Annotated in this window: 27 protein-coding genes, 1 tRNA gene and 1 pseudogene; 14 read left to right on the top strand and 15 right to left on the bottom strand. The window is 49.5% G+C overall.

Going from position 1 to position 26,330, the window contains the following annotated elements; translation table 11 throughout:
* The first annotated feature begins 170 nt into the window (after positions 1-170).
* Positions 171-1,028, top strand: coding sequence for a carbonic anhydrase (locus R2K28_RS11420; protein WP_316364454.1), 858 nt, complete (start codon positions 171-173; stop codon positions 1,026-1,028).
* A 25-nt stretch (positions 1,029-1,053) separates the two neighbouring features.
* Positions 1,054-2,733 (top strand): methyl-accepting chemotaxis protein, encoded by a 1,680-nt coding sequence (locus R2K28_RS11415; RefSeq protein ID WP_316364453.1) that lies wholly within the window; start codon positions 1,054-1,056, stop codon positions 2,731-2,733.
* Positions 2,734-2,797: 64 nt separating this feature from the next.
* On the opposite strand, the gene R2K28_RS11410 is transcribed toward R2K28_RS11415, so the two are convergent.
* The 4 genes from R2K28_RS11410 to R2K28_RS11395 all read right to left on the bottom strand — a co-directional run bounded on the left by R2K28_RS11410 (position 2,798) and on the right by R2K28_RS11395 (position 5,788).
* Positions 2,798-3,148 carry a glutaredoxin family protein gene (locus R2K28_RS11410; RefSeq protein WP_316364452.1) on the bottom strand — a complete coding sequence of 117 codons (351 nt, stop codon included), beginning with the start codon at positions 3,146-3,148 and terminating at the stop codon, positions 2,798-2,800.
* A 28-nt stretch (positions 3,149-3,176) separates the two neighbouring features.
* The gene (locus R2K28_RS11405) at positions 3,177-3,713 is read right to left on the bottom strand and encodes a GNAT family N-acetyltransferase (RefSeq protein ID WP_316364450.1); all 537 of its coding nucleotides are present in this window, start codon (positions 3,711-3,713) and stop codon (positions 3,177-3,179) included.
* 349 nt (positions 3,714-4,062) lie between these two features.
* Positions 4,063-4,332, bottom strand: a complete 270-nt coding sequence (locus tag R2K28_RS11400) for a hypothetical protein (RefSeq protein WP_316364449.1) — start codon at positions 4,330-4,332, stop codon at positions 4,063-4,065.
* A gap of 85 nt (positions 4,333-4,417) precedes the next feature.
* Positions 4,418-5,788 (bottom strand): hypothetical protein, encoded by a 1,371-nt coding sequence (locus tag R2K28_RS11395; protein ID WP_316364448.1) that lies wholly within the window; start codon positions 5,786-5,788, stop codon positions 4,418-4,420.
* A 325-nt stretch (positions 5,789-6,113) separates the two neighbouring features.
* Here R2K28_RS11395 and R2K28_RS11390 point away from each other — a divergent pair, with 325 nt between their 5' ends.
* Both R2K28_RS11390 and R2K28_RS20450 read left to right on the top strand, forming a co-directional pair.
* Entirely contained in the window at positions 6,114-6,770 is a 657-nt protein-coding gene (locus tag R2K28_RS11390; protein ID WP_316364447.1) for an IS110 family transposase, read from the top strand.
* Positions 6,771-7,064 carry a transposase gene (locus R2K28_RS20450; RefSeq protein WP_442871395.1) on the top strand — a complete coding sequence of 98 codons (294 nt, stop codon included), beginning with the start codon at positions 6,771-6,773 and terminating at the stop codon, positions 7,062-7,064.
* A gap of 33 nt (positions 7,065-7,097) precedes the next feature.
* Here the strand turns inward: R2K28_RS20450 and R2K28_RS11385 are convergent, their stop codons facing one another.
* The 6 genes from R2K28_RS11385 to R2K28_RS11360 form a co-directional block, all read right to left on the bottom strand.
* Complete coding sequence (locus R2K28_RS11385; RefSeq protein WP_316364445.1) at positions 7,098-8,048, bottom strand: HNH endonuclease signature motif containing protein; 951 nt, start codon at positions 8,046-8,048, stop codon at positions 7,098-7,100.
* A 122-nt stretch (positions 8,049-8,170) separates the two neighbouring features.
* Positions 8,171-9,112, bottom strand: a complete 942-nt coding sequence (locus tag R2K28_RS11380) for a hypothetical protein (RefSeq protein ID WP_316364444.1) — start codon at positions 9,110-9,112, stop codon at positions 8,171-8,173.
* A 508-nt stretch (positions 9,113-9,620) separates the two neighbouring features.
* Positions 9,621-10,655 (bottom strand): peptidylprolyl isomerase, encoded by a 1,035-nt coding sequence (locus R2K28_RS11375; protein ID WP_316364443.1) that lies wholly within the window; start codon positions 10,653-10,655, stop codon positions 9,621-9,623.
* A 55-nt stretch (positions 10,656-10,710) separates the two neighbouring features.
* Positions 10,711-11,013, bottom strand: coding sequence for a YciI family protein (locus R2K28_RS11370; RefSeq protein WP_116446950.1), 303 nt, complete (start codon positions 11,011-11,013; stop codon positions 10,711-10,713).
* Positions 11,014-11,015: 2 nt separating this feature from the next.
* The gene (locus tag R2K28_RS11365) at positions 11,016-11,675 is read right to left on the bottom strand and encodes a septation protein A (RefSeq protein WP_316364442.1); all 660 of its coding nucleotides are present in this window, start codon (positions 11,673-11,675) and stop codon (positions 11,016-11,018) included.
* A gap of 115 nt (positions 11,676-11,790) precedes the next feature.
* Positions 11,791-12,537 (bottom strand): hypothetical protein, encoded by a 747-nt coding sequence (locus R2K28_RS11360; RefSeq protein ID WP_316364441.1) that lies wholly within the window; start codon positions 12,535-12,537, stop codon positions 11,791-11,793.
* Between the two features lie 70 nt (positions 12,538-12,607).
* On the opposite strand from R2K28_RS11360, the gene R2K28_RS11355 reads away from it, so the two are divergent.
* The 8 genes and pseudogenes from R2K28_RS11355 (at position 12,608) to R2K28_RS11320 (ending at position 19,493) form a co-directional block, all read left to right on the top strand.
* Entirely contained in the window at positions 12,608-13,477 is an 870-nt protein-coding gene (locus tag R2K28_RS11355; RefSeq protein WP_316364440.1) for a PHP domain-containing protein, read from the top strand.
* Positions 13,478-13,493: 16 nt separating this feature from the next.
* The gene (locus R2K28_RS11350; RefSeq protein ID WP_316364439.1) at positions 13,494-14,117 is read left to right on the top strand and encodes an L-threonylcarbamoyladenylate synthase; all 624 of its coding nucleotides are present in this window, start codon (positions 13,494-13,496) and stop codon (positions 14,115-14,117) included.
* 86 nt (positions 14,118-14,203) lie between these two features.
* Positions 14,204-14,896 carry a site-2 protease family protein gene (locus tag R2K28_RS11345; RefSeq protein ID WP_316364437.1) on the top strand — a complete coding sequence of 231 codons (693 nt, stop codon included), beginning with the start codon at positions 14,204-14,206 and terminating at the stop codon, positions 14,894-14,896.
* Positions 14,897-14,937: 41 nt separating this feature from the next.
* Positions 14,938-16,122, top strand: a complete 1,185-nt coding sequence (locus R2K28_RS11340; protein ID WP_442871438.1) for a tryptophan--tRNA ligase — start codon at positions 14,938-14,940, stop codon at positions 16,120-16,122.
* A gap of 70 nt (positions 16,123-16,192) precedes the next feature.
* On the top strand, positions 16,193-17,011 hold the full coding sequence (locus tag R2K28_RS11335) for a segregation and condensation protein A (RefSeq protein ID WP_316364436.1): 819 nt from the start codon (positions 16,193-16,195) through the stop codon (positions 17,009-17,011).
* Between the two features lies 1 nt (position 17,012).
* Positions 17,013-17,571, top strand: a pseudogene (gene scpB / locus R2K28_RS11330) (SMC-Scp complex subunit ScpB); the annotation flags it as partial.
* Between the two features lie 255 nt (positions 17,572-17,826).
* Entirely contained in the window at positions 17,827-18,816 is a 990-nt protein-coding gene (gene rluB / locus R2K28_RS11325) for a 23S rRNA pseudouridine(2605) synthase RluB (RefSeq protein ID WP_316364434.1), read from the top strand.
* Positions 18,777-19,493: an endonuclease III domain-containing protein gene (locus R2K28_RS11320; RefSeq protein WP_442871394.1), complete on the top strand. Its 717-nt coding sequence runs from the start codon at positions 18,777-18,779 to the stop codon at positions 19,491-19,493. The genes rluB and R2K28_RS11320 overlap by 40 nt, the downstream gene beginning before the upstream one ends.
* Here R2K28_RS11320 and R2K28_RS11315 read toward each other — a convergent pair.
* Complete coding sequence (locus R2K28_RS11315) at positions 19,457-20,380, bottom strand: GGDEF domain-containing protein (RefSeq protein ID WP_316364433.1); 924 nt, start codon at positions 20,378-20,380, stop codon at positions 19,457-19,459. The two genes, R2K28_RS11320 and R2K28_RS11315, sit on opposite strands and share 37 nt — an antisense overlap.
* Positions 20,381-20,658: 278 nt before the next feature.
* On the opposite strand from R2K28_RS11315, the gene R2K28_RS11310 reads away from it, so the two are divergent.
* Together R2K28_RS11310 and R2K28_RS11305 are read left to right on the top strand one after the other, a co-directional pair.
* Positions 20,659-21,699 carry a thioredoxin family protein gene (locus R2K28_RS11310; RefSeq protein WP_316364432.1) on the top strand — a complete coding sequence of 347 codons (1,041 nt, stop codon included), beginning with the start codon at positions 20,659-20,661 and terminating at the stop codon, positions 21,697-21,699.
* Between the two features lie 144 nt (positions 21,700-21,843).
* Positions 21,844-21,919: transfer RNA gene (locus R2K28_RS11305), tRNA-Lys, on the top strand.
* A gap of 388 nt (positions 21,920-22,307) precedes the next feature.
* On the opposite strand, the gene R2K28_RS11300 is transcribed toward R2K28_RS11305, so the two are convergent.
* The 4 genes from R2K28_RS11300 to R2K28_RS11285 form a co-directional block, all read right to left on the bottom strand.
* Positions 22,308-22,589: a hypothetical protein gene (locus tag R2K28_RS11300; RefSeq protein WP_316364431.1), complete on the bottom strand. Its 282-nt coding sequence runs from the start codon at positions 22,587-22,589 to the stop codon at positions 22,308-22,310.
* 539 nt (positions 22,590-23,128) lie between these two features.
* On the bottom strand, positions 23,129-23,935 hold the full coding sequence (locus tag R2K28_RS11295; protein ID WP_316364430.1) for a hypothetical protein: 807 nt from the start codon (positions 23,933-23,935) through the stop codon (positions 23,129-23,131).
* Positions 23,936-24,104: 169 nt separating this feature from the next.
* A complete protein-coding gene (locus tag R2K28_RS11290) occupies positions 24,105-25,043 on the bottom strand; it encodes a HEPN domain-containing protein (RefSeq protein ID WP_316364429.1) in 939 nt (312 codons plus the stop codon).
* 142 nt (positions 25,044-25,185) lie between these two features.
* On the bottom strand, positions 25,186-26,121 hold the full coding sequence (locus tag R2K28_RS11285; RefSeq protein ID WP_316364428.1) for an FRG domain-containing protein: 936 nt from the start codon (positions 26,119-26,121) through the stop codon (positions 25,186-25,188).
* Positions 26,122-26,330 lie beyond the last annotated feature (209 nt).

Genomic DNA, 26,330 nt, shown 5'->3' with positions numbered 1-26,330 from the left:
CGCTGTGAATACCAGATCACAGGAAAAATAGAGGAGATTGATCACAGGATTCAGATAGGATGTCGCCCCCTCATCACGCCAGTTTGTTAATTGAAATCAGGGTGATGGGTTGTGTTGTAAATGATCTTCGGATGTCCCGATGATTTCATTACACTTTTGAGGGCTCGGCAATGAGTACGAGTAAACATATTTTTTCTGGAATCATATTCCAGACCCTGCTGTTATTCGCCTTACCTTTCAGTGGCCTCATCGCCGCGACCAACCTGCACGCCGCAACTGGACACACCTCGCACTGGGGATATTCGGGGGCTACCGGTCCCGACGAGTGGGACAGCTTATCTAAGGAGTACGCTCTATGCGGCAGCGGTAAGCGCCAATCCCCGGTGGATATCTGGAATGAAACCCCATCAGACCTGTATCCTCTGCAGTTTCAATACCAGCCCATTCCCCTGCTTGTGTTGAACAATGGTCATACCCTGCAGGCCAACTACAACACTCTGGGTCAGGAAGAAAAGGTCACTATTGGCGGTAAGTCATACCCGGTACAACGCAAGCCCGTGCATAACAGCACATTGATGCTGGGTGATGTCCCCTACAAACTGCTTCAGTTCCATTTTCATACCCCCAGTGAGCATGCTCATGAGGGTGAGCGCTACGCAATGGAAGTCCATCTTGTGCACAAGAGTGCCGATGGCAACCTGGCTGTTATCGGTGTGTTGCTCAAAAGGGGTAAAGAGAATCCAACCCTTAGGAAAGTGCTCGATAATGTTTCGGGTAATATTAATGAGGTCAAATTAGCTCAAGGAGTCACGATCAACGCTGCCGATCTGCTCCCCGCCGATCGCCAGCTATTTCACTATAGTGGATCATTGACCACTCCCCCCTGCAGCGAAAACGTCAACTGGTTTGTAATGAAAACCCCGGTGGAAGTATCGGATGCGCAAGTCAAACAGTTCGCAAGACTTGTTGGTAAAAATGCCCGTCCGCTTCAGCCCATGCATTGGCGTTCAATGCTGACCTCCGATTAAGACTCAAGTCAATGAGAATATCACCATGAAAAATCTACTTAACAATATGTCGTTAAAAGCCAAGTTAATGGGCTTTGCCAGCATTCTGCTCGGCTTGCTGATTGTCAGTTCAGTGTATGCCATCTACTCCATGAACAGCATAGGCAAAGAGTTGGTCACCATTGCCGAAGAGGATATACCACTCACGGAAAAGATTGCCCAGATCACCGTTCATCAACTGGAACAGGCAGTGCAATTCGAACGCGCTTTGCACTATGGCAGTACCTTGAAAACAGAAGATACGGCTTTAGCTCGTTTTCGCGAGTCGATCAAGGCCTTTGATGAAGGCACAGAGGGAATAGAGGCTGAACTCCACGAAGCAGAGCAATTGGCCCAAGAGGCCATGGCGCATAGCTCAGGCGATGTTAAAAGTGAGTTTGCCGCCGTAAATAATCAGCTGAAAGCCATTGAAGCGGCGCACGTGGAGTTTGTAGGACATGCCCACGAGGTGTTTGTCGCCTACACAGAGGGAAAGGCGCATCATGCGGAAGAACTGGCCGAAAAAGTGGAACAAGAAGAGGAGAACCTGGACAAGTCCCTTGAAGCCCTCTTGGTGGAGATCGGACATTTCACCGAGGAGAGCGCCAAGCGTGCCGAGGCCCACGAACATACAGCCGTTGCTACCCTGACTGTTATCGCGTTGGTAAGCGTCGCCATTGGTTTCGTTGTCAGCACTATATTCGCTACATTCATCGTAAGCGCAATTCGCAAGGCGACGGTCATTGCATCCGGTGATCTGACTCAGGATCTCGAAGTTACCAGCCGTGATGAAATAGGTGAGTTGCTCACGGCAATCAACGGCATGCGCAGGAATCTGCTCGACATGCTGGCGGATATTTCTGAAACCACCGAACAGTTGTCAACCGCATCGGAAGAGATGTCGTCGATAACCACCCAGACCAGCGAGACCATTCATACTCAGCGTTCAGAGACTGAGCAGGTGGCAACCGCCATGAATGAAATGACCGCCACGGTTCAAGAGGTTGCAGTTAACATCAATCACACGGCCAGTGCCGCTGATGATGCCTTCGATCAGACCCGGCAAGGTTCCGAGATCGTGCAAAAAGCGGTCACCCAGATCAACAAGCTGGCCGACCAGGTGGAGAGCTCTTCCCAGACCATCAACGATCTGGAACACCACAGTGAAGCCATCAATACGGTGCTGGATGTGATTAAGGGTATCGCGGATCAAACCAACTTGTTGGCCCTGAATGCGGCAATAGAAGCGGCACGCGCCGGTGAGCAGGGGCGGGGGTTTGCCGTGGTCGCCGATGAAGTGCGCACCCTGGCTGGCCGCACACGCCAGTCGACCGACGAGATCAATGACATGATCGAAAAACTCCAATCGGGTTCCCGTCAGGCGGTGACAGTGATGGATCAGAGCCGGGAAGAGGCGCAATCAGCGGTTGAATTAGCCACCCAAACCGGCACCGCCTTGGCCACCATCACCCAGGCCGTGGAGAAGATCAACGAGATGTCCACCCAGATCGCCAGTGCCGCGGAAGAGCAGGGATCAGTGGCTGAAGAGATCAATCGCAATATCGTCAAGATCAATGACATGTCGACCCAGACTGCCGATGGCGCAGGCGAGACAGCGGAGGCGAGTCAGAACCTGGCCCATATGGCGACTGAACTGCAGGGATTGGTTGCGCGGTTTACTATCTGATGAGGTCAAAAGGCAAGGGTGAGGGCAGATTATAGAGCTGCCCTTGCCCTGCTTTCAATCACATTCACAGGGATGCCTGATATTCCGAAATAATCCCTCCACTATCTGGCCTGACACTTAACCTGCCATTCACATCAACCACCGGGAGATTATATCTCCTGGTGCTGATTCCCGACTGCTGCATCCTGGCATGGAGTAAATCAGCGACTTCCCGCTTATCCACAATATGATATTCATAGGGAATGTCAGAAGTCTTCAACTCTTTAAGCATCTTCTTGGTCCAGCCGCATGAATTACGCCCGTATACCGCAACATAGGGTGTTGCATAGAGTGGCTCGACACTCTCTTTGGTGAGGTAATTCCAACCTTTGTAGGCTGCAAAACAAAACAGGATAATAAGCAGATAATTTTTCATGATCTATTACTTCGATGACTGATATCTATTACCAATATTCAGGTTTATTGAGTGCTGTAACGCAAGTTGATTTACCCGCTATAGGCGCTGTTTCACCACCATCCAGGGATTGGCAAAGCCATCCTTCCGGTTGAGTTAATTCCAAAGGTGCTTTTACGATCTCTTCGGTAATGCTTCGGAACCCCACTTTTGAGTAGAAATTTGGATCGCCATAGGTAAATAGCAGTTTAACTCCCATATCCCTCATTTGTTCAATTCCATAATTAATCAATTGTTGCCCAACACCTTTTCCCTGTTGGTTTGTCCGGATCGCCACGGGTGACAGAATAAAAGCCTCAACAGGGGTATCAAAAATCAATCTTGTAAAGAAAATGGATCCAATGATTTGTTCCTGTTCAGTGACGACGAACCCAAAAATATCGTCAGGCTCGGTAGTGTTGATTAAATCAGCCACCAGGTTCCCGATCAGTACACCCTCCGGCTCTCCTTCAGCATCAGAGAATACCTCAGTAAATAGCTGCTTGATTTCCACTTCATCAGATTTATCGTAAGGCGTTAATTTCATATCTTCATCAAGGATGCGTAATCAAGGGGATTATCAGCTAACCTCGCTTTATCGGGGCCGTCCAGTAGGCAAGCAGGACAACGATGACGCAAGCAACCAGGAGACTTGATGCGAGACTCAGCCAACTGTTGGGCAGAAAATCGCCTAGCAGCTGGCCCCAGAAATAGCCACAGATGCCGCCGCCACCAATCAAAATCCCGAGTTTAGCGCTTCCCGACTGGGAGATGGAAGAGCCACATTTATCACAGATCAGTGCTGCACTCTCTTTTGCGAAAAGCCGTTGCTTGATAAGCGGTATAAAGCCTAATGGTTTAGTACAGTATGGGCAGTATTTGAGCATGATATCTTATTATATACTTTGTGATAGCCAAAGAATCAGCATGAGCATAAATATGACAAGTGCAACAAAAAAGAATACCTTGCCGAGCTGTTTATTACCTTGATGCTCACGTTTCCGCTTTTCAATTAGCGCTTCCAGCCCTTTTTGATCAAGGTGGTCACAATGGGGGCATCTCTTATCTTTTGTTGGGTCGTATAGCAGGCCACAGCGCTTACAGGGCCTTTTTTTCATTTGCTCTTTGAGCAATGCAGCTCTTGCTACGATACCGCCGATATTCATATCACTTGTTAATTTTATGAACGATTAAGGCCAGGCGCGCGGCTCTGCCGCGTCGGACTGGGCCGCATTGTATGGTTGCTATTCACTAAGACTCCAATCCAAGCGTCATTTGGTTATCATCGTTAAGCGCGGACTCTGCCTCGTCTAAAATACTGTCCGGATCGTTATGGTAACGGACTTGATCAAATGCGTTTTTCAATTGCTTGTGCGTAATTAGTATTGTCTTATATGATGCTAAATCTTCAGCGTGAGCCGCAATTTGATCTCTCGGAAGCCTACAAACGAGTACCGTTGCTATTGAGCTAGAATGCCCACTTTTTTCTAGCTCTTTAATTAACTTACCCCTTCTATCGACGAGCTTACCGACTTTCGCTGAGAAATCTGCGATTCGCAATGTGCACTCAATAAGAATAAGCCGGCCATTAGGCGTTTGAACAATTAAATCCGGAGAATCTGTTTCAAGTTGAACACAAGGAGAAAAACCTAAGATGAATAACAGAGCAGCTATCCCATTTTCGAATCTGGATGAATCCGGTGTTTCTAATACTGCATTTTTTATCATTTTCAGTTCACTATCAAAACTTTGAACTGCTAGCAATCGATTGTTTCTGGCCTTGCTTGGGTCTAAAAACCACTGCCTCCGGACAATTGAGTTTCCAATCATTAGCATGACAATAACACTGTCTGAATTACTTAACTCAACAGATGCTGTACCTAGAACCAGGTTATCTTCTCTCTGCTCCCATATTATCTCAGAGGCGATTTGAAGGCGTGTCTTTAAGTTGTCTCCAGGCGCGCCTCTAACTGCCACATGAAGAAGACTTGTATCGAACCCAGGAAGGGCATGTAATGCCAAGCTAAATGTGTCGTCAACTAGCGCGCACTTTTCGAAGAATAAATCGACGGGAGGACTAATTCTTAATTCTATTACCGAATTATTGTGGCCCTGAATCGCGCCACCCAGACCCAACCATGTAGCGGCATCGTAAATACCATCGAACGGAGGCGTGGAAAGACGCAAAATATTATCAATCTGCGCCAAGTCATGCCCTGATACTGGGTTATTGACACTCCCTCTCACAGACAGATGCAAGTCATAATACCAACGGTCTCTGTGGCTTGTCTCTGAGTAACAGCTGTAACCTGTTTCCGTAGCAAGCGTCACCACACCATCTGGGGTATCGATAACGCCGCGCATTGCTTTCTCAAAAATATCTAAACAATTTTGTTTTGTCGCTAGATTAAGATCTATTTGCCCGACAAGTATTTTTTCCGATTTTATTGAAAATGAATTATCTTCTTTAAGTAGCAGCGGCGTAAACCCTATCGCGGCTTCCCAAAGCCTAAAGCCCTCCACGTCAACTTCCGCAATAAATCTTACTCGTACTGAGTAGTTATCGCAGATCCACTCCCGGACGGACTCCAATAATGATTTTTCAACTTGATCGTTCGACAACCTACACGTTCCTTGCTTCGAGTAAATTTACGTGACTAATAGGGCAGAAAAGCAACCTAACGTTTAAGCTTAGCCGCGCCGCTTTTTGGCGTCGGCTGGAGTACCTTGTATGGTTGAATGTGGATATCAATAGCCGATCCTTGCCTTCATTAAGAAGTGTTAAAATGAAGCCCGTAACTTGCACCACCAAGTTACCGGTGGCCTAGCCCGATGAGCGATAGATCATTAAAGATCGTTAATAAGCATGGGCAGGTCGCCGACCCGATTTACTAACTCGAACAGTCGAATGGGCTTCTAAGCCCGAATTTAGCAAGGAAGAGTTCTTATGGCAACGATCCAAAAGCGAGTACCGGGCGTCAATATTGGTGTAAATGTAGGCAAGTACACATTAGATATACATATTTATGAGAGAGGGGTTTATTGGCAAGTTGATAATTCTACAGAGGGAATTCGCGCGGCACTCAATCGGATTGGCCGGTACAAGGTATCTCGGTTAGTGGTTGAAGCGACCGGTCGTTACGAATTTGACCTGGTCTATGCAGCCTACGACCGAGGCATTCCGGTCGTTATTGCCAAACCTTCTGCTGTTCGGCAGTTTGCTCGTGACACCGAGCAGTTAGCCAAGACCGATAAGATTGATGCACGCGTGATTGCTGAGTATGCGGCTACTGTAAAACCCAGAATTCGATCGAAGATATCGGAAAATATACGAAATCTTAAGGACCTATCGGTGCGACGGCGACAATTGATGGAGATGAGGACCAAAGAACTTAATCGCCAGGGCATTATGGGTATGAGGCGCTTGGGAGCCTCATATCGGCGACACCTGAAACAGCTGGACAAGGAAATCACCTGGGTTGATCAACAGATAGATAAGGCCATTGATAAAGAGTCAGAGTGGGCTGATCGCAAGGAGGTCCTATCAACAGTACCGGGTGTTGGAAACGTACTCATTTACACACTGCTTGGGGATCTACCCTAATTGGGTACATTGAACAACAAACAAATCGCTGCGCTGACTGGACTCGCCCCTATCAACAGAGATAGTGGTCGGACTAAAGGTAAGCGAAGGATACAGGGTGGTAGAAACACTATCCGAGTGATCCTCTATATGGCAACTGTGAGTGCGATTCAATGCAATCCAGTGATTAAGGCCCAGTACGATCTATTGGTAGCAAAAGGCAAGCATAAGAAAGTTGCTATTGTCGCTTGCATGCGAAAAATGATTACGATTTTGAATGCAATGGTGCGGGATAATTGCGTATGGGCTTACTAGGCTGGGTGATGCTATTGACACCACAGTCGCTTGTTAGATGGCCTGTATATCGTTCGCATCTCTAAATCCTACTCCTAGAGCGAGTGGCGTACAGTTCAGTAATATATCACCATCTTCGTTTTCTGATAATGACTTTACGAGTAGCAAAGCAGCACATGATTGGTGGCCTTGGAACGATACGGTCATTGATGTGGTTCCAAACATATCAATGGTGTCTACGTAGAATTCGACATGGACCTTATTTTTAAAAGTTTGGCACCTTCTATGGTTGTTTTCCTTTGTTTCGTTAATCGACTTAAAATAAATGCCCTTATTTAAGAAAATGAAGCTTCCAGGGCTTACTAAGCTTTTAATTCTTGTTTTTGTCCATGCAGATGGTTCTAAATGGATCACGTTTGTGTCTCGACCAACTTGATCAACCATCTCCGAGTATAATGCGTGTAACCGTTGGTCATCCCCGAAATCGAACCAATCATAAACACTATTGCTACTAAACGAACTGCTAGCCGATATGTTACTGGGCTTAATAATGATCGCATCATCATCAACCATGTTTTTATTGCGACAATAATCTAGGAATCCCAGCCCTTTGCTAGATAGCTTTTCTAAATGCGACATTTGCGCGACACGTTTGTGATTGATATAGCCCCAAGATACTCCTGAGGATAGCCACTCGTTCTCGGCAGTTTGAGTTTGACCTTCTAGTGTTGCGGCCAATGTTCGTGAATTTTGTACCTGTTCAGTCCACTCATTTTTAGCGTGGCGTAAAGCCCGTGCATCCAAATTATTCGACATTATCCGTGTTGTGTGAGCTTCATCGTGGTGAGCGGCGCACAGGACAATTAGATTCCCTTCGGAGTTGTTAGAATGGTCTTGATCAATATGGTGAATTTGGCATCCGCTTTTCTGGCATATAGCGCAGCAATACCGACTCTCATAGAGCAGTTTATTATTAAGTGCGGGTGCAATTGCTTTTCTTGCCATTAGAACTCACTACTTGAAAGATATATCGGTTGCTTTGGCCATCTAACGGCCAAAATCACTGGGAAAACAAAGCGGAAGGAGGAACGACTGTAGCTTTGTTTTTTCCGAGTGCATTTTTATTGTTATGCGTTTTTATCATTTTTAGAAACAGGTATTGCTTTACCAATATTTTCAATGGCACTAGTTAGTTTTTCTAAAGCAGTAACATCTAGATTTACCTCTGCAGGTTTCGTAAACGTATTTACTCCGGCAATATTCCAATGCTCAAATGCTTCCTTTATCTGCTCCCATTCTGCAGATGCGCCATAAGATTCTAAGTAGAATTTACCAAAATTTATTGCATGGCGCCTATCTGCATTTTTTAAAGCTTCTCGCATGTAAGAATTACTGAATATAAGGGAATATTTAGCTAGTGCAGCAAAAAGAATAACTACAATCAATCCTTTAAATACGGCAAATGTTATAAACTCCCATGTAACTGGATTTGGTATTAAGGAAAATGAAGTTATAGTTACATACCCAAAGAAAACTAACCCACAAACAATTGCTCCTGCGCCAATAGCTGCCCAAGATTTAGATCTAGTATGAAACTCAGACTCTTTTTTTCCAAGTAATTCTAATGCTTCAGAAACGTAGTCCTTAGAAGTGCGCTCAATTTTATTTCGACTTTCTTCGTTATAACGTTCTTTCTCTTTTTCTAAATTATTCCTTATTTTATGTAATTCTTTCTCCTTTTTTATTACCTCCATTTTAAGCTGATTCTTCAATTCTTCATTTTCCATCTGCTTAATTTGAACAGTCTCTTCGAACTTCCTTTGACGTTCTGCGAAACTTTTTTCCCGTTCAGAAAAGAACTGCTCTCTTTTGATTAGTTCATTTTGAAATTCTCTTTCACGATTTAACTGATCGTTTTTAAGTTTAGCCCTGTATTCATCAAGCTGTTTTTCCTGTTCCTCGATATGTTCTCGAAGCGAAAGCAGTTCCATCTCTCGCTGATTAATACGTTCTATTTCTTTAGGAGAGTATTGCTGCCTTTTTCGGCTTTCTTCCATTTTGTCTTGCATAATGTTGATCTCCTATTTACGCATAACAGCGGATTATGTGGACGTCACAAATAATGTCTTATGCCGCTAAAAGTACCCGAAAAGTTCTCTATTTTGTTGTCAAACTGCAAATAACACAAACAAAGAGGAATTCTGAGCATAAATATCACCCCAAGGATTCTAGAATTGGGTGTTTGCTTGAAGTGGGGACGGCGATGGAGGTCTGGCTCGACTTGATAAATAGCTTCCTTCGTATCCATGGTGACAGACATCCTTCTGATCGCGCCGAGACGTAATTAGCACCATTTTTAGAGTATTTGCTCAGGAAAGGCAAGCAATCAGGGAATTCACGGAGGGAGATAAATGGCTTTAGTATTTTTCTTCGTATTTTTAGTGGATTTGTATATCGGATATAAATGTTGGGAATACGGCAGCGTCTGATCGCTGATCAGCGCAGTTTCGTAAATCAGAGCGGCAGTGGATGGAAAGGGTGCCCGCCTGGAGCGACGGGCACCGTGCTACTAGTGGGTTACTCTTTGGCTTCCTTCGCTTCTTCTGCCGGTTGTTCCATGGCGGGCTTTTCTTCCATTGTCGTGCTCGCGGCATCAGCAGCTGGCGCCTCTGTGGCAGGTGCGTCAGCGGCGGGGGCCGCAGCATCGGCAGCCGGGGCGGGCTTGGCGTTCTTCTCATTGAAGACCAGCTTGCTGGAGTCGCGCAGACCCTGCATATAGTCGGAAAGGGCACTCTGCTTCAGCTTGTTGACGATCTTATCCTTGACGCTGTCCAGGGCCGGGGCCTCTGACTGACGGGAGTCTTCCAGCAGAATGACGTGCCAGCCAAACTGTGTCTCAACCGGGGCTGAGCTGTATTTGCTTTTCTCCATGGCGAGCAGGGCATCACCGAAAGGTTTTACCATCTGTGTTGCGTCGAACCAGCCCAGGTCGCCGCCATTCTTGCCGGTGGGGCCGGTTGAGTGCTCTTTGGCGAGTTCGGCGAAGTCGGCGCCGCCATCGAGTTTTTCAATCAGTGCGGTTGCCTCCTGCTGCTCTTTCACCAGGATATGTCTGGCCTTGAATTCGGTATTGGATTGCCCGGCATAATCCTCCTGGTAGGACTTCTGGATCTCCTCTTCGCTGGGCTCGTGGGAGCTGGCGAAATCCTGAATCGCGATCTGGGTCAGCAGCTTGGCCTTCAGCAGGTCGATGGAGGCCGAGACTTCAGGGCGATTCTGGATGCCTTTTTTCTCCGCGTCCTGCGCCACGATGATGATGTTGGATAGCTCGTTGAGCACACTCATCTGCATCTCTGGGGAGTTTTGCGCCTCGGGCACATTACGCATGCGATCCTGGAAGTAGAGGCTGTACATGGTGCGGGTGATGGCTTCGCCGTTGACGGTGAGCAGGGTCTCAACATCCATATCGGCGGAAGCGGGTTCGTTCATTTCAGGCACGGTGGCTGAACGTTCGCTATCCGTTTTGGCTGCGGTAGCCTCATCCGTAGTCTGGTTGCAAGCTGTCAGCAGTCCTGCGCTGCAAACCGCAGCTAAAAAGATCTTCATATTCATCGTTGAACTTACCTAGTTGTGATTGATTGGTTGAATGGCTATGGTACTGCCCCTGTCAGGCCGGCAGTACCTTCTTAAAGGGTTTTACATGCACTCGGGCATAGACGCCTGCCTCGATGTAGGGATCGGCATCCGCCCAGCCCTTGGCGCTTTCCAGGCTGTCGAATTCGGCCACTATAAGACTGCCGGAGAAACCGGCGGGACCTGGATCCTCGCTGTCGATCATCGGGTGGGGGCCGGCCAACAGGAGACGTCCTTCATTCTGCAGCTGTTTGAGTCTTGCCAGGTGATCGTCCCGCGCCTTGAGACGTTGCTCCAGGCTGTCATCCCGATCCTCTGCAATGATTGCGTAGTACACGATTACGCCCCCTCCAATTCGTTTTCAGTGATATGGCGCGCCAGATAGAAGGCCTGCAGGACGATGAATCCCAGGGTCAGCCCCATCATGCCGAACAGTTTGAAATTGACCCAGTCCTCTTCAAGGGTATGCGCAGTATTACACATCTCCAGCTCACTCCCCTGAAAATGCTGACCGCAGTTGTCGAAATCGATCTGCTGCAGGCCTGTGATTTCGATCAGCTGCTGTTCCGCGATGAAGAAATCGTTGGCCACATAGAGGTTGAGAAATCCCAGCAGGATAAAAAACAGGCTCCAGGTCAGGTTGAGCTTTCTCCAAACGGGATAGGGCACGGAGATGCTGCTCTCCATCATGCGTTGTACCAACGGTTTTTTTCCGATGTATTGGCTGGCCAGAAAGACGGCGCCGAACAACCAGTTGATCACGGAGGGCTTCCACATGATAAAGGTGCGATCCTGCAGCAGGATGGTCAGGCCGCCGAAAACCAGCAGGATGCCGAATGTAATCAGGTGCATCTTCTCCACGTGCCCCTTGCGCAGCCAGCCGTAGGCAACCTGAACCACGGAGGATGCGATGGCCACAGCCGTGGCGATATAGATGCCGTAGAGCTTGTAAGCTACGAAAAAGAGTATGACGGGGAAAAAATCAGCGAGAAATTTCATTATGTGATCAATATCTTACGATAAAAGCATAGTATCGATGGCAGGCTGCATAGTACACCATGTTTTCATCTGATTTAGTGACCGCCTATATAAAGATGGCTATTTATTCGGGCAATTAGTGAAGCGTCCTGGGCTGACCCCAAAGATTATAATACTTTTCAACAACTTCCTTGACTAGCTGTGGATAATTCTGGGCATCCATCTGTTCCATGCCTTCGCGAAAAAAATCGGGCGCCTGATCGGGAAGCAGGCGACACAGGGTCTCATAGGCCTGCTCAATCAGCTCGGGCTGATAACTGCGGGTGGCGATTATGGCCTGATTCATCACCAAAATGCTCCAGGGGTGGGCCAGTTCAATGCGCGTGGGTTCCTGTTGCATCAGGGGCTCCATGGCCTGGATCAACTCCACAGACAGGTCATAGAGTTGCTGTAGCTGGGAAGGTTCCCTGAATCTGTTGGCCAGGCGGGCAAGGGAGTTGATCACCGGTTCAAGGGTACGCAGCTCTCCCTGGTGGCGAACGATCCAGAGTGCCATGGGCAGGGTCAGGTCTTCCATCTCCTCACTCTCCCGGGGCATCTCCAGGCCAGCGGCGATAGTGGAGAAGTCGACCAGCAGCTTGATGCCGTAATCCCCCAGCTCGCTCAGCTCATCCAGCGAGGTATGAGTGGCCTCGTCGGCCGACTCGACCTGGTCAATCAGGATCTCCAGCAGTTCCATCAGCCGATGCATCGCCTGTTGCAGCGCCGTGGGTGAGTTGTCCGGGTCCTTGACTCCGGCCTGCATACCGGCCGACACCACCGCCGGAGCGATAGCGTCAAATCGTTGTCCAATATAACTGAGATCGAGGATCGGAAATAACATATGCGATATTGTATCAGCATATCAACACAAGCCTATCGGTTTGACCTCACTATGGGTACAATCCGCCCCCATGTTTTGCGAATACGATCTGCACAGTCACTCAACCGCTTCCGATGGAACCCTCGCGCCACGGGAGCTGGTCTGCCGTGCTGCGAATGCGGGGGTGCGGGTATTGGCCCTGACCGATCACGACACCACCGCCGGTATCGAGGAGGCGCAATCCGCCGCCGCCGACTGTGACCTGGTGTTGATACCCGGTGTGGAGATCTCGGTCACCTGGAACAAGCAGACGGTGCATATCGTCGGTCTGAATGTGGATCCCGAAAACCGGGCGCTGCAACAAGGATTGAGGGAGATGCGGGCGTTTCGCGATTGGCGTGCGCTAGCGATTGCCGAGAGACTGGAAAAGGCCGGTATCAGCGACGCCTATGAGGGCGCGCTCGCCCACTCCAACGGCACCCTGGTAAGCCGCACCCATTTCGCCCGCTATCTGGTTGAACAGGGCGTGGTGAGTGACGAGCGCAAGGTCTTCAAGCACTACCTGGTGAACGGAAAACCAGGATTCGTGCCTGGTCAATGGGCCGAATTGGCCCAGGCATTGGCATGGATACACGGCGCCGGGGGCGTGGCCGTGGTGGCCCATCCCGCCCGCTACAGAATGACCCGCTCCAAGCTGAGACGCCTGTTCAGGGAGTTTGTGGAACTCCAGGGTGAGGCGATCGAGGTGGTCTCCGGCAGCCATAGCCGTGACGACTACTTCACCATGGCCAGGCATGCCAGTGATTTCGGTTTGTTGGCTTCGGCGGGTTCCGATTTCCATTCCCCGGACAATCCCTGGATCGAGTTTGGACAGCTGCCCCTATTGCCCGACAGCTGCAGGCCCCTGTGGTCGGAGTGGGCAATCGATACAGCAAGGTCGAATATCCTCAAGGCCGTATAGTTGTCAGGCAATCCCGATGGCCCAGTTTCTCCAGATACATCCGGACAATCCCCAGCCGCGGCTGATCAGTCAGGCGGTGGAGATCATCCGCGAGGGCGGCCTGGTGGTCTACCCCACCGACTCCAGCTATGCCTTTGGCTGCCATATCGGTGACAAAGGGGCGATGGAGCGTATTCGGCGCATCCGCAAGGTGGAGCAGTCCCACAACTTCACTCTTGTATGCCGGGATCTGACCGAGATTTCCAACTACGCCAAGATCGATAATCGGGACTACCGTCTGTTGAAGGCCCTGACGCCGGGACCCTATACATTCATCCACAAGGCGACAAAACAGGTGCCCAGGCGACTGATGCATCCTCGACGCAAGACCATCGGCATCCGGGTGCCGGACAATGCCATCGTCAGTGCCCTGCTGGAGGAGCTGGCGGAACCGATCATGAGCACCACCCTGATCATGCCGGGAGAGGAGATGCCCCTGACCGATCCCTATGAGATGCGGGATCTGCTGGATCATGAGGTGGATCTGATCATCGATGGGGGTTATTGCGGCTTCGAACCCACCACCGTGGTGGTGATGACGGAAGAGCTGCCGGAGGTGGTGAGGGCCGGTAAGGGCGATACATCCATGTTCGAGGTATAATCCACGGTTTGCCTTATTCAAGTACCGTTACGACTGTCTCAACTCGTTGAGTCGGTAGTGAAATTCACTTTTTCAGGACACACTAAATGCAAGGGCTTACCCTGATTCAAAAGCTGGCAATCTTCATTCTGCCCTTGATTTTCGCGATTACGGTGCACGAAGCGGCCCATGGTTGGATGGCCAAGCGCCTGGGGGACAAGACCGCGCAGATGTTGGGGCGGGTCACCCTGAATCCTCTCAAACACATCGATCCGGTGGGTACCATCCTGGTGCCGTTGGGTCTCTATCTCCTGACCGGTTTTATGTTCGGTTGGGCCAAGCCGGTGCCGGTCAACTGGAACAATCTACGCAAGCCGAAGCGGGATATGGGACTGGTTGCCCTAGCGGGGCCGGGCGCCAACCTGATCATGGCCCTGATCTGGTCGATCCTGGTCTACGCCGGCGCCCTGGCACTGGAGGACTTCGCCTGGCTGGGGGTGCCGTTGGTATTGATGGGGGTTACCGGTGTGCTGATCAATGCCATCTTGATGGCGCTCAACATGATGCCGGTGCCGCCGCTGGATGGTGGGCGGGTGGTCTACTCCCTGTTACCGCCGAAACAGGCCCATGCCTACTCCAAGCTTGAGTCCTACGGCATCATTATCGTACTTGCTCTACTTATGACAGGACTATTGGGTTTCATCCTCGAGCCTATCGTTGCATTGACCATCATGATCCTGCCGGCCAGTGATATAGTTGCCAATCTTATACCTGTGATTCTCAGCCCTGCGAGGAGTTAATTTTGAATCAGTCGTCAAGCCCATCCCGCGTGCTCTCCGGCATGCGTCCCACAGGTCGGCTACATCTTGGCCACTACCATGGTGTGCTGAAGAACTGGGTGGAGCTGCAGCACCGGCATGAGTGTTTCTTCTTCGTCGCGGATTGGCACGCCCTGACCACCCATTATGACGACCCGAGTGTCATCCCGGAGAGTATCTGGGATATGGTCATCGACTGGCTGGCGGCCGGTGTCGACAGGGAAAAGGCGACCCTGTTCGTCCAGTCCCTGGTGCCTGAGCATGCGGAACTGCATCTGCTGCTCTCCATGATCACCCCCCTTGGCTGGTTGGAACGGGTTCCCAGCTATAAGGATCAGCAGGAGAAGCTGAAGGAAAAGGATCTCGCCACCTATGGCTTCCTTGGCTATCCGTTGCTGCAGTCAGCGGACATCCTGATCTATCGTGCCTCCCAGGTGCCGGTGGGTGAGGATCAGGTGGCCCACGTGGAGCTGACCCGGGAAGTGGCCCGCCGTTTCAACCATATCTACGGACGCGAGCCCGATTTCGAGGAGAAGGCTGAACAGGCGCGCAAGAAGATGGGTAAAAAGGCGGCCAAGCAGTTCACCCAACTGCAACGGGCCTATCAGGAGCAGGGCGATACGCAGGCCCTGGAAAGCGGTCGCGAACTGTTGCAGGCACAGCAGAATATCAACACCGAAGAGCGTGAACGTCTGCTCGGTTATCTGGAAGGCAGCGGACGTATGATTCTGGTGGAGCCACAACCGTTACTGACCAAGGCCTCGAAGATGCCGGGACTGGACGGGCAGAAGATGTCCAAGTCCTACCAGAACACGATCTCCCTGCGGGAGAAGCCGGAGGATGTGGAGGAGATGCTGAAGCGCATGCCCACCGACACCAACCGGGTCAGGCGCACCGACCCGGGGGATCCGCAGAAGTGCCCGGTGTGGCAGTTCCATCTGGTCTACTCCGATGAGGGCACAAAACAGTGGGTCGAGGAGGGGTGCCGTTCCGCTGGAATCGGTTGCCTCGACTGCAAGGGGCCGGTGATCGAGGCGGTACTCAACGAGCTGAAACCGATGCAGCAGCGGGCCGCCGAATTCGAGGCCCAGCCCGATCTGGTGCAACGCATTATCAGCGAGGGATCCGAAAAGGCCCGTGTCGTGGCCCAGGAGACCATGCGGGAAGTGCGTGAGGCGATGTCTTTGCGGGTTTCCAATCATGAGTGATGGTTTTTTTGTATGATGATGCAACACCACTGTTGCGCAACCCCTGTATCCACCTCCACTAGGATCTGACATGGAAGAAGCTGAACAACATCCGCACTACCATCCGGAGCAGGAGGAGATGCCATTCGCCATGGTCATGGGCGAGCCTCTGGCGACGCCCCCCACCGATCTCTACATCCCCCCCGATGCGCTGGAGGTCTTTCTCGATGCCTTCGAGGGGCCGTTGGATCTGCTGCTCTATCTCATCCGACGTCAGAATCTGGATATTCTCGATATCCCCATCTCGGACATCACCGATCAATATGTCCAATATATCGAGATGATGAAGGATCTGCGCCTCGAACTGGCGGCGGAGTATCTGGTGATGGCGGCCATGCTGGCGGAGATCAAGTCCCGCATGCTGCTGCCCAGGCCAACCAGCGAGGAGGAGGAGGGGGATGATCCCAGGGCCGAGCTGATCAGGCGTCTGCAGGAGTACGAGCGCTACAAGCAGGCGGCGGAAGACCTGGACGGCCTGGAACAGATGCATCGGGATACTTTCCAGGGGCATGCGGAGTTGGTGGAGCGGCATGTGGAGACCAAGGATCCCGATGTGGATCTGCGGGAGATCCTGCTGGCCCTGCAGGATGTCATGACCCGTGCGGATATGTTCAGCAGCCACCGGGTGGAGAGGGAAAAGCTCTCGGTCAGAGAACGGATGTCCCATGTCCTGCAGGTGGTGCATGGCAAGGATTTTCTTCCGTTTACTGAACTGTTCGATATTACCGAGGGTCGCCTGGGTGTGGTGGTGACCTTTCTTGCGGTGCTGGAGCTGTTGAAGGCCTCCCTGCTGGAACTGGTCCAGACGGATGACTTTGCCCCCATTCATGTGAAAGCGAAAACAGCCTGATATGACAGATGAAGATAGCTTAAAAAAGATAGTCGAAGCCGCCTTGCTGGCTGCGGGACGCCCCCTCAACCTGGATCAACTGCAGTCCCTGTTTCCCGAGCGCGAGGAGCCTGACAAGAAACAGCTGCGGCAGGTACTGGCCGAACTCACCGATGACTATCAGGGCAGGGGCATAGAGGTTACCGAGGTCGGCAGCGGCTTTCGTATCCAGGTGCGGGCGGAGTTCTCTCCCTGGGTCTCCAAGCTCTGGGCGGAGCGGCCGCCCAAATACTCCCGCGCCCTGTTGGAGACCCTGGCCCTGATCGCCTATCGCCAACCCCTGACCCGGGGCGAGATCGAGGATGTGCGCGGGGTTTCGGTCAGCACCAACATCATCAAGACCCTCACCGAACGGGAGTGGGTCAGGGTGGTCGGCCACCGGGACGTGCCCGGCAAACCGGCCCTATATGCCACCACCAAGGAGTTTCTCGACTACTTCAATCTCAAGAGTCTGAACGAGTTGCCGACCCTGGCCGAGATCCGCGATCTCGACTCCATCAATCGGGAACTGGAACTGGTCGACCCTGAAAAGCAGGACACCCAGGGAGAGGCGGAGGCAGAGGTAGAATCAGAGGCAGAGGTAGAATTAGAGGCAGAAGCAGAAGCAGAGCAGGATCTGGATGAAGACCCCGAAGGGCTTGCATCCGTGGAGGGTGAAGACACCATCCCCATTCATGATGAGCCGTCCGGTGTAGAGCCCGTGGAGGAGGATGCATCAGCGACTGCCAGGGACGAGACAGCACCAGAGGAGCGGATGAATCAGACCGATTCCGAGGATGAACCCCCGTCCAAGCCCGCTGCCCATGAAACAGAGTAGCGAGAGAACCGGCGAACGCCTGCAGAAGGTCCTGGCCAATGCGGGCATGGGTTCACGGCGTCAGATCGAAGGCTGGATCGTCGAGGGGCGGGTGGAAGTGAATGGTGTGGCTGCCGTATTGGGGCAGCGGGTGAGCCCGGACGATGTCATATTCGTGGATGGAAAACGGGTGGCTAAACGGCTGCTCGAGGCCCCGGTCAGGGAGGTCATTGTCTACAACAAGCCGGAAGGTGAGTTGGTGACACGCAAGGATCCCGAGGGTCGGCATACCGTCTTCGAACGCATGCCCAAGCTCAAGCACGGGCGCTGGATACCCGTGGGGCGTCTGGATATCAACTCCTCCGGCCTGCTGCTGCTCACCACCGATGGTGAACTGGCCAATCAACTCATGCATCCCAGCCGTCAGGTGGAGCGTGAATATGCGGTGAGGGTGATGGGCGAGGTCACGGAAGCCCAGTTGAAGGAACTCACCCATGGGGTGGAGCTGGAGGATGGACCGGCCCGTTTCGAGGAGATCGTCGAATCCGGCGGTGAAGGCATCAATCGTTGGTATCACGTGGTGATCATGGAGGGCCGCCAGCGGGAGGTCAGACGCATGTGGGAGGCGGTGGGCGCCCGGGTCAGTCGTCTCAAACGGGTGCGCTACGGCAGTGTGATACTGGAGAGCGCCCTGAAAGTGGGACGCTGGCGTTACCTGAGTGAGCAGGAGGTGAATGATCTGCTCAATATCATGGGGCATAGGGTGGCCAAGCAGAAAAAGCCCCAGCGGGCCAAACCCCCGCGTAGTGAAGCTAAGGGCCGTACCGTGGCCAAGCCGGAGAAGTCCCATCAGACCAGGGGCCAGAAAAAACCGGGGCCCGGGGGTAAAAAGCAGACCCGCAAATCATCCGACACTGCCACCGACACCATATGGAAAGGCAAGCGGGGCGGAACAAGACGCTCGCGCTGACACTCTCGACTGCCCGGCTGATGGCGGTCTATGGGCGTCTGTTCGATCGTTATGGACCCCAGCACTGGTGGCCGGCGGACACCCCGTTCGAGGTGATGGTGGGGGCGGTGCTGACCCAGAACACCGCCTGGTCGAATGTGGAAAAGGCGATCCATAATCTCAAAGCCGTAGAGGCACTCAAGCTCGAATCCCTGCTCGCCCTGCCAGGGGATAGATTGGCCATGCTGATCCGTCCGGCCGGCTACTACAATATCAAGCGCAAACGGCTCCAAAGTCTGTGCCGGTTTCTGCAACAGAATCCCGCCCTGGAGCAGCTGGATACCCAGGCGTTGCGCGAGCGGCTGCTGTCGGTTCACGGCATCGGGCCGGAGACGGCGGATGATATTTTACTCTATGCCTTCGAGCGGCCGGTGTTTGTCATCGATGCCTATACCCGGCGCCTGTTCGGCCGCTTGGGATGGATAGCGGATGATTGTGGTTATGAGACGTTGCGTGGGGGATTTGAAACGGCATTGGCGAGTGATGCCGCACTCTTCAACGAATACCATGCATTGATCGTGAAACATGTAAAGGTGCATTGCAGCAAGAGACCCCTTTGCGACAACTGCCCGCTGGTCGAATTATGCGCCTACCCGGATGATCAACTGGCCAGTGGGATCTCCGCGGTGAAGACCTGATTGCGTCCATTCTGTTTGGCCTGATAGAGTGCGGCGTCGGCACGTTCGAACAGGCCCTGGGGGGTGTCCTGCTCAAGCAGGGCGCTGACGCCCACGCTGAGGGTGATGCGCACGTCCTTCAATGACTTGATACGCAGATTTTCAACATTGTGACGGATACGCTTTGCCAACAGCTTGGCCCCGGCAATGTTGGTATCGTTCAATACCACCACGAACTCTTCACCGCCATAGCGGTAGAGGGCGTCACTGCTACGAATGGTCTGTTCCACTGAGGCGGCGATCTCCTTCAATACCATGTCACCCACCGCGTGACCATATTGGTCATTGATCTTCTTGAAAAAGTCGATATCCAATACCAGCAGCGACAGATCACTCTGTTTGCGACGATTGAATTCGATATCGCGACTGAAATTTTCATCGAAGGCACTGCGGTTCTTTACCCCGGTCAGTGAATCGATGAAGGCGCTCTGAATGGCGGCCCGGTAGAGCAGCGCATTACGTAGGGGGTAGAGCAGGGCGGCAAGCAGATTCTCGATCTGCTCAATCTCACTCTTCTTATAGCGCTTGGTGCGGCTGATGATGATGTGGCCGAGGGCGGTATCCAGTACATTCAGGTCATACTTGAGCCTGTTTCGGCCCGGATCCTCACCAAATTGGATATCGATATCCCCATCCTTGCTACGATATTCAAATGTGTCATAGTGAAATTGAGTCTGCACGGCATTGGCGAATAGCTCAATCACCGCATCCACCTCGAGGGTGGTCTGCAGCTTCCCGCTCAGTTGCAAAACCAGGCCCAGGGTGTTCTCCATCACCGATGATGACTGAGAGACCTGCATGGGATTGGCTGCAGATTGGTTTTGAGGTGTGCTATAGATGCCGCTCATTGTAAAAGCTCACTCAGGGTTAAATCCTACCCTTGTTTATGCTAAAGCTATGCCAATGTTAAAAAACATAACAAAAACAATAAGTAATAAATGTTAAATTGGGTGTGTGCCAAAATTACGACGCAGGATTCCGGGGTGTCTGCCAGGATTGGAGGTGATAATTCGACAAAATTTTGTCACCTGTCAGCCCCCTTATCCATACGGATATGAGGTGATCGGCACTCTCGGTGAAAATTAACCTCTATCTCTACATATCAGGTATACAAAGAGAACAACAGATGATGAAAGCCACCACACTATCGATTCTACTGCTGTTTGGCCTATCTCATTTGCATGCCGCAGAGAGTCAGGAGGGATTGGGCAAGGGGCTGGTGAATCCGGGATTTCATGACAAGCCGGCCTGGTTCAAAAACTCCTTTCTCGATCTTCAGGAGGATCTGCAGGAGGCGACGGATGAGGGTAAACGCCTGATTCTCTATTTCCATCAGGATGGCTGCCCCTATTGCGCCAAACTGCTGAATGAGAATTTTTCCATCAAGGAGATCGTGGATAAAACCCAGCAAGGCTTTCAACTGGTGGCGATCAACATATGGGGAGACAGGGAAGTCAGCGGATTGGATGGGGAGAGTATCACCGAAAAGGCGTTCGCCGCATCGATGAAGGTCATGTATACCCCCACGCTGCTGTTTCTCGATGAACAGGGGCGCAAGGTACTGCGTGTCAATGGCTACTACGCACCTCACCGCTTCATGGCCGCACTCGACTATGTGGCTGGCAGAGAGGAGCGCAAACTCTCCTTCCGGGATTATCTGGCGCGCATCCAGCCCGTGGCCTCGACAGGCAAATTGCATCGTCAGCCGGACTACCTGCAGCCACCCATGGATCTACGCCGCTCCGCAAAGGGTAACGATAAGCCCCTGCTGGTGCTGATGGAGATGAAGCAGTGTCCTCCCTGCGATGAACTGCATCAGGAGATCCTCTCCCAACCCGAGCTGCAGGCGAGCCTGGGAGGGTTCGATGTGGCACTGGTGGATATCTGGTCCGGCGAAGCATTGATCACTCCCGACGGTAAATCGATGAAGGCGACTGATTGGGCCGAGGGCCTGGGGGTCCAGTATGCACCGAGCATGCTGTTCTTCGATGCCCAGGGCAGGGAGGTATTCCGCTCCGAGGCCTATCTGCGCAGCTTCCATACCCAGGCCGCGATGGATTACGTAAGCTCGGGCAGTTACCGGGATCAGCCCAATTTTCAGCGTTTCGTCCAGGCCAGGGCGGAAGAGATGCGGGAGCGAGGAGAGGTCGTTGACCTGATGAAATAGCCCCCTGGGAAAATGGGCGGTTTTGATACAAGATGGGGTTCACTCGGGGATGATTCTAGGGTAGTATTGCGCGTTCGAATTTTCGGGTCATTGGCTCGATCGGTAGAGCATCTGACTTTTCATCAGGTGGTTATTCGAAATTTCGGGTCGTTAGCTCAGTCGGTAGAGCATCTGACTTTTAATCAGGTGGTCGCAGGTTCGATCCCTGCACGACCCACCATATAAAACAAAGGCTTAGGGTTAATTCTAAGCCTTTGATTCATCATTTACCGTCAATCATACCGTCAACATCACCCCCTAGTTCAGGCTTTTAATGATTTTCCAGTAAAAATGTTTAGCTGACTAGGAAAGACAATTCTTTTCTTTATGTTTTGCCTGGCATTGATTGCAAAGTTCACCATTTGTTGGCTTAGTTGCTCTTTCTACGTAGTTGTTCACAGGCCAATTTGAGCAGTTGTGGCACCAATGCCATGTATCACTGCCATTTCTCTTTCTATATGCCATGTTCCTTGTCTCCTTGGCTGATTGTGGATGTTCATGGGGCGCTTTCTAAATAATAGTAGAAAAAAAAGGGAAGCAGTTACAAGGCACTGATTATTTGAAGCAAATTACCTGATGTTGAATAACTTTTTAGGTCTCCGCCGATTATGTCGGCGTGTTACCTGCTTGCCAGACTGCATCAGTTGTTCTGTGGCGTCGTCGTCAGATTCCAGATCCGATGCGTGCTTGGCGCGGATGTCTTTGAATTGGAATGGTGTGCTGCCTGCTGCCTTAATTCGTGCTCTGAGCCGTTGCCAGGCTGTATTGAATGCGCTGTCGGTTATCCATTCATTGGGTGATCCTTGGCGCGGGAATAGCAGCAGGGTGTCACCTGCAGTCTCGATGGTCATTCGGAATTGTATCTGCCCTTAAAGCCCTGGTCGAATTTGACAATCGAAGTAATAAGAATAGCTGCTGTCTTAAATGTGGTCAGCCGAAATTCAAGGTAAGAAAAAAGTTTCTTGACTTTGCTACCACATACGGTTCACAGGAAGAGGAGTTCAAGAAACTTGCTGATCGTCTTTATAATCGCCGTTCTGGATTTGTCCATCATGGAAAATTGATGTCGGAAGATATTGCAGGACAATTGCTAACACCAAGGGAAGAAAGTCAGGACTTCTTAGAACTATTGACATTAAGTCAAGTCGGCCGTATATGCATTGTAAACTGATTGTAACATGATATAAGTCATTGAAACGAACAATGTCCGCTATGGGCCGGTTTCAGGTTGTCCATCTTAAACTACTCGAACGGCTGCTATCTAGGCAACTCGTGGAACTAAATCTGACATTGTCTGTACGATCGAGTCTGAGCTATTACAGATTAAAGTGCTCCGGTCGAAGTTAATGTAGATGTAGCTTTTTGAAAATGCTTATCTGAATTTGCATTGTCAATTACTATTTGATTGCTCTGGATCATTTTCTAATAGCTTATTATTTTTGTAGGTGAGTGTGTTCTGGATTGTAACCTTGTATTTGGATTTCATCTCATCTGCAATTTTCTTGTGAAGTTCTTTCAGCTCAATATCGGTGTCTGCCATTGTTTTCTCAAAAGCCTTTTTTATTGGCTTTATTCCTGGAATACTATCAAGTTGCTCCCATATCAAGTTACAGGTAAAGCTTTTTACGAACTCCCAGGAGGCCATAGTAGAGAAATAAGATGAAGATTTATTTTGCTCTAAAATGTCAATTAATTCTTTTAGTGAATTTATAGCTGTGATGCTGTCAATTTCACCGCTGCTTACCATTGTTTCGAGTGTGTTAATCAAGGTGTTGAAAAGCGTTTCTAAATCGCTTTCTTCCCTGTATTTTTGATATATCGAATCAAAGTTATAATGATGTTTTCCTTCCTGGGTAGAGAAATTCCAATTATGATTCAAAGCTGGCTTATATATTTCCATTAACGCTTGAAGTAGCGCCCAACTGCTACCTGAAACAATCGAATCATTATCTTTATGTTTTGAAGTAAACTCCTCTGTACGTACAATAATTTCATTTAGCCAGATTGGTCGATCTTGTGTAGCAAGGATATTCGCTAAGTCCATAGCAGACTCATGAAGAGTAGAGCTTTCGATAAGCTTCGCTTTATGATTGTTTTCGCTCAATGTTTTTAAGAGTGAAGGCAGCTGTGATTTTATAACGTTGTACTTTTCATTAACAAGATTAAATAACAAAGTAGCACTTATGTTTTGATTCATTTCTTTAATTACCCTCTTAATTACAATTGATATCGGCTAAGCTAAGTATTACAAACAGAATGCTGTATTGCGTTCATTAGTTAGAAATATTGCAGGTATATTTTTATAAAATACGCTAAAAAAAGTGTGGCGTATTATTCTGTCCAGTGAAGTCAATTGTTAACTGTATCTATTTGCCTACTATCTTGGTAACCATGTCTTTAAGATATGCTGAAAGATTTGCTGCAAGTAAGTTAATATCATATTCATCTTCTTGAACATAGCCTTTATGTACTAAATCGCATCTGGCCGTGTAACACTTAATAATAAATTTAGGCGCTTTTAAATCACTATAAGTATTATCAGGTAAGTGAATTTCTGCCATCTTCTTTAGGCTACGAGATATGGACTCATCGAGTAACCACTTAAGTGAATTAATTATTGAAGACTTTTCAGAATCCGGCAGTGTAGAGTTTTTTGTTAGATCTATTAATTGATTTACATGGGCTATAGACTCTCCGGTGCGACTGCATGGCTCAATCAGAGATTCAGTAGCCGATATCAGTGTTAAGAACTTTGATCTAGAGGACCTGTCGAAAAATGAAAATGAAAGTAATTCCATTGCTAATTTTACTTTAGCATTTATGCTCTTGTGTCTAGTGATTGTTCTGTTTAACTCATTTGAAAAGAATTCCATGTCTCGCGGATTTACTATACCTGCACCATGAACACTAAAGAAATAAGTGGGTACATCTTGAGGATAAACACACAAACCATGTATATCATCTAATATTCTTTCGCCTTTCTTTTTTAATATTTTATCTTTTATTTCCTCATTAAGGGAAGCGCTAGCTACATCTTTTCCGAGGTTTATGCCCATGGAGTTATCGACTGCATAATATAGTAGTGATTCTTTGGCTATTTCACCTTGTTTCATTGCTGTTGAGAAGTCTTTATATCCACAGGATCGCAATGAAAACCTTGATCCGGTAGCTATTGAATCTGTATCTTCTGATATGAGTCTTGCGTCATATCCATTAGCAAGCTTAAAGTTGAAATCCTTGTTTTCAGCATTAAGCTTTCCTTTGTGAGAGATATTGAATCGTATCCTAAAACAGTAGGTAGTCATTGAATTAATTCGCTTAATATTGCAAATCCATGGGTAAAATACCGAACTCCGATAAATCATTTGTTGCAAGCATGGGCTACTTTGTGAAGCATGGTAGTGATGCCCAGGTTGTCTATACTAACCCAATACTGGTAGGTTATTATCAGTAACTCCATCGATCTAGTAGGGTCTGTGTTATATTGTCCATTGATGGCATTAATGCAGCTTCGTTGATTCCCTCTCTATCGAGTAGGGTCATCAACCTTGGTACTTGCTCGATAGTGAGGCGTATTTGAATTAATAATGGCGATTCAGGTCTATGAATGTATTTTTCATCTAGTATGTCTTCGAGTGAAGGCCACTTACCATGAATCGAGTAGTATCCCTCTCCACCTCTAATTTCGGTGAACAGTCCTTGCTGTGCGTGTAAATAGTTATTTTTATATGAAGGCTGGTTGTGAATCTGAACTCTTCCGTGACTATCATTATTAATTGCTACGATTTTTTCGATATTTCTACAATGGAGTGCCCAAACGCAAATATTTGATGCTGTGTTATTACGATATCTTGGGGAGGCCGCAAAATATGCAGCAAATAATGGATTGTTTGTCCAGTCTAGTAGTCGTGTTGGAATACCGTGATGTTGCGCAAGCGGTGCGTTATAGATGTTGTGAATGATAACATCTCCATTCAACCCAAATAAATTACCCTCAAGAATCGGTGAACCTCCAATATCATCAATATGATGTCCGTTGCTGTTTGCTAAATGAGAGAATTGATATATTGCCTCACATTCAGCGTTCGCCCATAAAAAGGCATCTTTCCCGAACTGATTATTCATCCATGATTGGGGATTTTGAGGGTATTCTAATTTTTTTATTTGCTCCAAGAGTGGTAGAAGTTTATTCTTGTTTCCTGGGCGCCAAGCGGCAGGAAGTAATTTCCATGAATCTGCGTCTCCTACACCACGGAAAACCCAAGGTGAACTCCTAGTTTTATTGTCCCACCAATGGTCATTGGATCTTCTTAAAAATGAAAGAAACCGAGACGCATCAAATGGCCTATTATTGTCAGAATCAATGACTTTGAAGTATTGCATGAGAAATATGAAGTTGCTTCTTGATAGAAAGATTCATAAGGGTAAAAGATAATTGGTGCGGATTAAATGTGGAGCAGTGGATATGGGTAGATAGTTGCTTATGAGGGAATTATTACAGATATTTGCCTAAATTGTTGAAAAATATAGCTATCCCTCATAATTATGGAGTTCACACAGGCTTTCTTACTGGCTACGATTTAATCAGGTTG

This window comes from Candidatus Thiodiazotropha sp. CDECU1 (genome assembly GCF_963455295.1).
GTDB lineage: Bacteria > Pseudomonadota > Gammaproteobacteria > Chromatiales > Chromatiaceae > Thiodiazotropha.
This window is presented reverse-complemented; position numbering and strand designations above follow the sequence as displayed.